Genomic DNA, 5,523 nt, shown 5'->3' with positions numbered 1-5,523 from the left:
GACCGACCTCAACACGCGCCTCGACTGGATCGCCGTCGACCATCACAACACCGGCCATCCGCACACCCATGTGCTGCTGCGCGGCATCACCGATGACGGCAAGATCCTGAACATCGCCGGCGACTACATCGCCCATGGCATCCGTCACAGGGCAGGCGAGCTGGTGGAACGGGAGCTTGGGCTGCAAAGCAAGATCGAGGTCGCCCGCAAGCTGGCCAACGAGGTGGACGCCGAACGGCTGACACGGCTCGACCGCATGCTGATCGCCGAACAGCAGGAGCACGATCTGGTCGACCTCCGTCCCAATGCCAGCGACAGCTACACAATTTCCAGCAACCGCTACCTGCTGATCGATCGGGCGAAGAGGTTGCAACACTTCGGCCTGGCGAGCGAGATCGAGCCCGGCCGGTGGGTGATCTCCGACAGAGCCGAAAGCATGTTGCGAGGACTCGGCGAGCGCAACGACATCATCAAGACCATGCACCGGGCGCTCGAGGAGCACGGCCTCGCTGATGAGCGGGGCGCGGCTCAATATGTCATGCACCGCCAGACCATCACGGAGCCGGTCGTCGGCCGTGTGCTCGCCAAGGGTCTTGCCGGCGACGAGATGAGCGATAAGCTGTCGCTCGTCATCAACGGCGTCGACGGGCGAACGCACTATGTCGAGACCGCGGATGCGGCAAAGCTCGACGACATTCAGCGCGGCCATATCGTGGCGTTCGATCCCATCCTGCCGAAGGAGGAGCCGCGTGCGGCCGACCGCAACATCAGTGTCGTGGCGGGCGAGGACGGCATCTATCGGCCGAGCAGACACCTCGAGACGATCCGCGAGACATTTTTGGAGCAGGGCAAGGACCCGGAAGCCTTCGTCCGCTTCCATGTCCGCCGTCTCGAAGCGCTGCGCCGGGCCGGCCATGTCGAGCGCATCGACGACGACCACTGGCGCATTCCGGAAAACTTGCCCGAGCGCGGCATCGCCTACGATGCCCGCAGCCGCGGAAAGGACTTCTCCGTCCGCCTGCTCTCGACGCTTGACCTCGACGCGCAGATCGGCAGCGACGGCGCCACCTGGCTCGACCGGGAGCTTGTGGCCAAAACCCCTGTGCCGCTGGTCCGGTCAGGCTTTGGTCTCGACGTCGACAACGCTCTCGACAGACGGGCTAGCCAACTCGTCAGGCTGGGCCATGCCGAACGCGATGCGACCAGTGGGACAATCACCTTCTCGCGCGACCTTGTTGCCACGCTGGAGCGCCAGGAGGTTGCGCGCGTCGGCAAGGAAATGGCCGCTGCGCGCGGCCTCACGTTTGTGCCTGCCCGGCCTGGCAACCATGTGAGCGGGATGCTTATCGGCCCCGTCAGTCTTGCGAGTGGGCGCTTCGCCATGTTGGACGACGGTCTCGGCTTTCGGCTGGTGCCCTGGCAGCCGATGCTCGAGAAGCGCATCGGCCAGCACATCACCGGCGTCGTGCAAAACAGCGGCGGCATCGACTGGAGCTTCGGCAGAAAACGCGGACTGGGGGTTGGGATGTGAAGGTCGGTCGAAGTCAACGATGCAAAATGAGGTGAGAGCGCGAGTTCAGGCCTCGCGCGATAAACTGGGTCTGACCGCAGGTGGATCGATAGGTGCGAACGCGGGTCACTCCGGCCTTTGGCGGCCTTTGACAAGTCTCACACCAGGTCCGCTGCCGTTCTCGAGCATGAATTCTGTTCCCGCATCGGTCAACGCCTTGAGAATTTTCGCCGCGGTTCCAGGGCGCCCCCCGAGCGGACCGTCTTCGGCCTCCAGACGAGCTATGGTTGGCTCAGACACCGAAGAGTAGCGTGCCAGGTCCGCCTGCGACCACCCAAGCAACGCGCGTGCCGCTTTGATTTGGCGCGTACTAGCCGTTTGCCGAAGTTTTGATAGATTTTCTGTTGACATTCGGCGCGCCTAATTGATATTTTTTATATCAATTCCTGATCTCGCAGCGTGCGTATCAACCAGCGTCGCGGGACGGAATTGGCCGCAGCAGGCATTGGTGCTCTTAGTCCCCAACACTGCTTTGGCGCATGACGAGTGGGGACAGGATGTCCGCACATCCCACCCAACCCGACCACAACCCAAGTTTCTGAGGAGCTCGGATCATGGGTGATTCCGACAATACCACGACTCTGCCTTCCGTCACCCGCAGGCAAGTGCTTGCGGGAACCATAGCGGCTACCACCACGTGGACGCTCGAAGGTAGTGCGTCCGCAGGCGACGCCGGACGGGGATATGCGCCCGGCGACCCAGCGCTTGCGCTTTGGCGGGAATGGCAGGCAGCCTGCAAGTTGACCGAGCAGCTTTGCCGCAAGCAGCAGCGCCTGGAGACAAGGCTTGTCGAGAGCGTCGGCTTTCCTTGCGTGACCGTCCGCCTATCTGCAGGCGAGGACGTGACAATCCACACGCTTGAGGCGCTCAAGGATGTGCTCGGCAAAGGGCGTGAGATGGCGGCTCTCCGCGACGAGGCCGAAGCCGCTTTCGTGGCGCATCAGGCACGCTGGGATGCGGCTGCCGAGGAGGGCGGCTATACTGCGGCGCGTAGAGCCGAGCGCGAGGCTGGCAAGCGGGCGCAGGATCTGATGGAAGCGCTCTCAACGACTCCTGCCACGACTCTCGCCGGTGTCGCGGGCAAGTTTGATGCGGTATTGCGCGAGGGCGAAGCCTGGGCGGAATCCTCCGAGTTCCCCTGGCCACAAATCCGCTCGGCGCTCAGTGATCTGGTGCGCATGGTGCAAGAGAAGCTGCATGAATAGTTCTTTCACTGCGGGCGGTGTCCCAAGCTCCGCAAGTGGCGGGCGAGAGCGGCAATGGCATTGCTGAGTGGGGCCCCCACTCAGGGATCCTCTTCGCTTAGTGATGCATCCCGAATGTTGGCCATCGGACCGGGCTTCACAAAATTTCCCTGTGGATATTCCCACTATGACGGCTTGGTGTCGTATTTGTTTGGCTGGGGCTGAGTAGAGGTAAGCAACTTGGGCTCGGGGGAATCATGAACAAGTTGCTTGTTGGTGCGGCATTGCTTGCCGCCGGCGTTTTCGGTGCAGATACATCTTTCGTTTCTTATATTAGTAACTCCGCGGGGATAGCGGCCTTTGCGCAGGAGGCGCAAGGATCTTCGCCCGATGGCGGGGCAACAAGCAGCGGCGGCTTGGGCAATGGCGGGGCCGCTATCGGCAGTGGCGGCTCGTCATCAGACCAGCCGGCAGCTAGCACGACGGATCAACCCGCTTCCGGCAGTGCACCGGCGACCGAGAGTCCGGACGCGGCGGCCACGGTCGGCACCGAACCGGCCGCGGTCGGCACGACAGATCCGTCGACCGACACGGAAGCTGCACCGGAGGAGCCGGCCGCGGCGGCTGCCACCGCGACCACGACCACCACAAGCGGCGATCCGGAAGCGATCGGCACGCCGAAGGTGGATCTGCCGAAGAGCTCAGGCAACGGCAATCTGGGCTATGCCATCGGCATCGACGTTTCGGACTTCCATGGCATCGAGCCGTCGATCGCGCTCACCTACGAGTCTTCGCGCAGAACCAAGCTAGGTGCCCTCTACCAGGGTTGGCTGGGCTATGCCTGGGGCCTTGGCGGTTTCGACGTCATCGAGCGGGCAAGCCCGGGCTATGGCATGCCGGCCTTCGATGCCACCGACATCTACCTGCTCGACGGCCAACAGCTGGTCGCCTGTGTTGCCGGCATGGTATCGCCATCGTGTTCGACCGGCGGCACGCATGCGACGGAGAACGAATCCTATCGCCGCATTGCGCTGAACGGCACCACCAACGAATGGAAGGTGACCGATCGCGACGGCACCGTCTCGACGTTCCGCTCGGTCGCCGCGGTTGCGAACCTGACGCCAACCGCCGGCACGCCGGCCTATGATCTGGCCCAAAGCTATCGCTGGCTGCTGACCTCGGTCACCGACACCAACGGCAACAACGTCGCCTACAGCTACACCTGTCCGGCAAGCCCGGTCTGCTATCCCGATACGATCAGCTACAACGGCACGGTGGTAAAGTTCTATCTGGAGGCGCGGCCCGACCTGATCCTGATGGGCAATGGCCGCGACATCTCGGAGACCAGCCAGCGCATCAAGGCGATCGGCGTCACCGTCTCTGGCGCGCTGCGCAGCGCCTACAAGCTGACCTACGATCAGGCGCCGTTCTCCAACGCCTCGCGTCTGACCGCCGTCAGCCGCTACGGCACCGATGCGGCCGTCGCTGCCGACGGCACCATCACCGGCGGAACCGCAAAACCGCTCGGCCAGATGACCTATCAGAACACCGATGGGGTCTACACGATCGTTGACAGTGCGCTCTCCACGGTTCTGGTTCCAGGGGCACCCAAAGAGACCGGCGATCTGGACTTTGACGGCCGCGATGAAGTCTTTGGCGACTTGGTCACGCAAGTTCAAAATCCCATACCCACCTTCAGTAGAAAAAAGTACGTATACAGATTCGATTCGAATGGCGCGCTCATCAACACGACATCGGTAGCCCTCAACGCGGCAGAGGACGGTGTATATTCTTCCAAGCCCGGCAGGATCTTGGCCGGCAAAGGCACGATGGACTTTGCGGACACGGTCACGGCGACTCCCCAGTCGGGTGGCGGCCAGTCGGGAACACGCAGCGCGATTGTCCTCACAAACACCCAGCTGGCGTTGACCAATGCCAATTGCAAAACGTTCCTCGGCGCCCCGTCGCCGCCGGCCGGCTACGAAGCCGCGTGCGATGCACTGTCGACTGGCTCCTTTATTGTCGCTGACGCGGATGCTGACGGCGTCGATACCGTGAACCAGGCAAGCGGCGCGATAATCGGCGTAATCGGTGTCGGCGACTTCCTCGGCAATGGGCACCAGCAGCCCTTGTTTGTACCGGGGCTGCTGGGCGGCGACGTAAAGAAGGGCGCACTGTCAAACGGCATATGGGAGCCGATTCAGCCCTCGTTTTCCCCCGGCTGCTCGACGCTTGCCGAATTGGGCAGCTGCGTCCTGGCCGACGTGAACGGCGACGGCGCGACAGATGTTTTCCGCTACAGGGGCAGTGACAACAGCGCCAGACTATGGCTGTCGACCAGAGTTGACTTCAAGGAATACACAGTTCCGTCGATACCGGGGACGTCCGCCATTCTTCGCGACTTCGACAATGATGGGCGAATGGATGTCATCACGGTGGCTGGCGAGGAGAGGACAGGTTCGGTCCGGGTCTTCTCGCTGCGTCCGTCTTCGACGGCGATGACGCCGGTGCAGTTCACGCCGCCGACGGGAATGACTGCCGGCACTGTGATCGGCGACTTCAACGGTGACGGACTGCCGGACTTTACTGATTACGACAAGCACATGTTCATCTCCACGCCGGGCGCGGGCAACCCGAACCTGCTGCGCAATGTTGTGACGGAGCTCGGCGGCACGGTCGCGGTGGAGTATGCGCCGTCATCGACCTGGGTGAACAGTTACCTGCCGCAGGTGGTGCATGCGGTGACAAAACTGTCGGTCGACGACGGCC

Annotated in this window: 4 protein-coding genes; 3 read left to right on the top strand and 1 reads right to left on the bottom strand. The window is 62.8% G+C overall.

The window, feature by feature from the left end:
* Nucleotides 1-1,531 (top strand): DUF3363 domain-containing protein (locus NKJ23_RS34260; RefSeq protein WP_352685139.1); only part of this gene is annotated, 1,531 nt, incomplete at its 5' end.
* Nucleotides 1,532-1,636: 105 nt separating this feature from the next.
* On the opposite strand, the gene NKJ23_RS34255 is transcribed toward NKJ23_RS34260, so the two are convergent.
* Nucleotides 1,637-1,921: a helix-turn-helix transcriptional regulator gene (locus NKJ23_RS34255; RefSeq protein ID WP_352685137.1), complete on the bottom strand. Its 285-nt coding sequence runs from the start codon at nucleotides 1,919-1,921 to the stop codon at nucleotides 1,637-1,639.
* 203 nt (nucleotides 1,922-2,124) lie between these two features.
* Here NKJ23_RS34255 and NKJ23_RS34250 point away from each other — a divergent pair, with 203 nt between their 5' ends.
* Nucleotides 2,125-2,775, top strand: a complete 651-nt coding sequence (locus tag NKJ23_RS34250) for a hypothetical protein (RefSeq protein ID WP_352685136.1) — start codon at nucleotides 2,125-2,127, stop codon at nucleotides 2,773-2,775.
* 236 nt (nucleotides 2,776-3,011) lie between these two features.
* Nucleotides 3,012-5,523, top strand: a 2,512-nt coding sequence (locus NKJ23_RS34245) for an FG-GAP-like repeat-containing protein (protein ID WP_352685134.1), incomplete at its 3' end; no start/stop codon positions are given.

This window comes from Mesorhizobium sp. M0184 (genome assembly GCF_040322215.1).
Classification (GTDB): Bacteria; Pseudomonadota; Alphaproteobacteria; order Rhizobiales; family Rhizobiaceae; genus Mesorhizobium.
The sequence above is the reverse complement of the archived record's forward strand: the minus strand, read 5'-3'. Positions and strand labels throughout refer to the sequence as shown.

Bases quoted from the DNA above. Each gene is read 5' to 3' on its own strand.
- NKJ23_RS34255 (WP_352685137.1), bottom strand. From the start codon at position 1,921: ATGTCAACAGAAAATCTATCAAAACTTCGGCAAACGGCTAGTACGCGC.
- NKJ23_RS34250 (WP_352685136.1), top strand. From the start codon at position 2,125: ATGGGTGATTCCGACAATACCACGACTCTGCCTTCCGTCACCCGCAGG.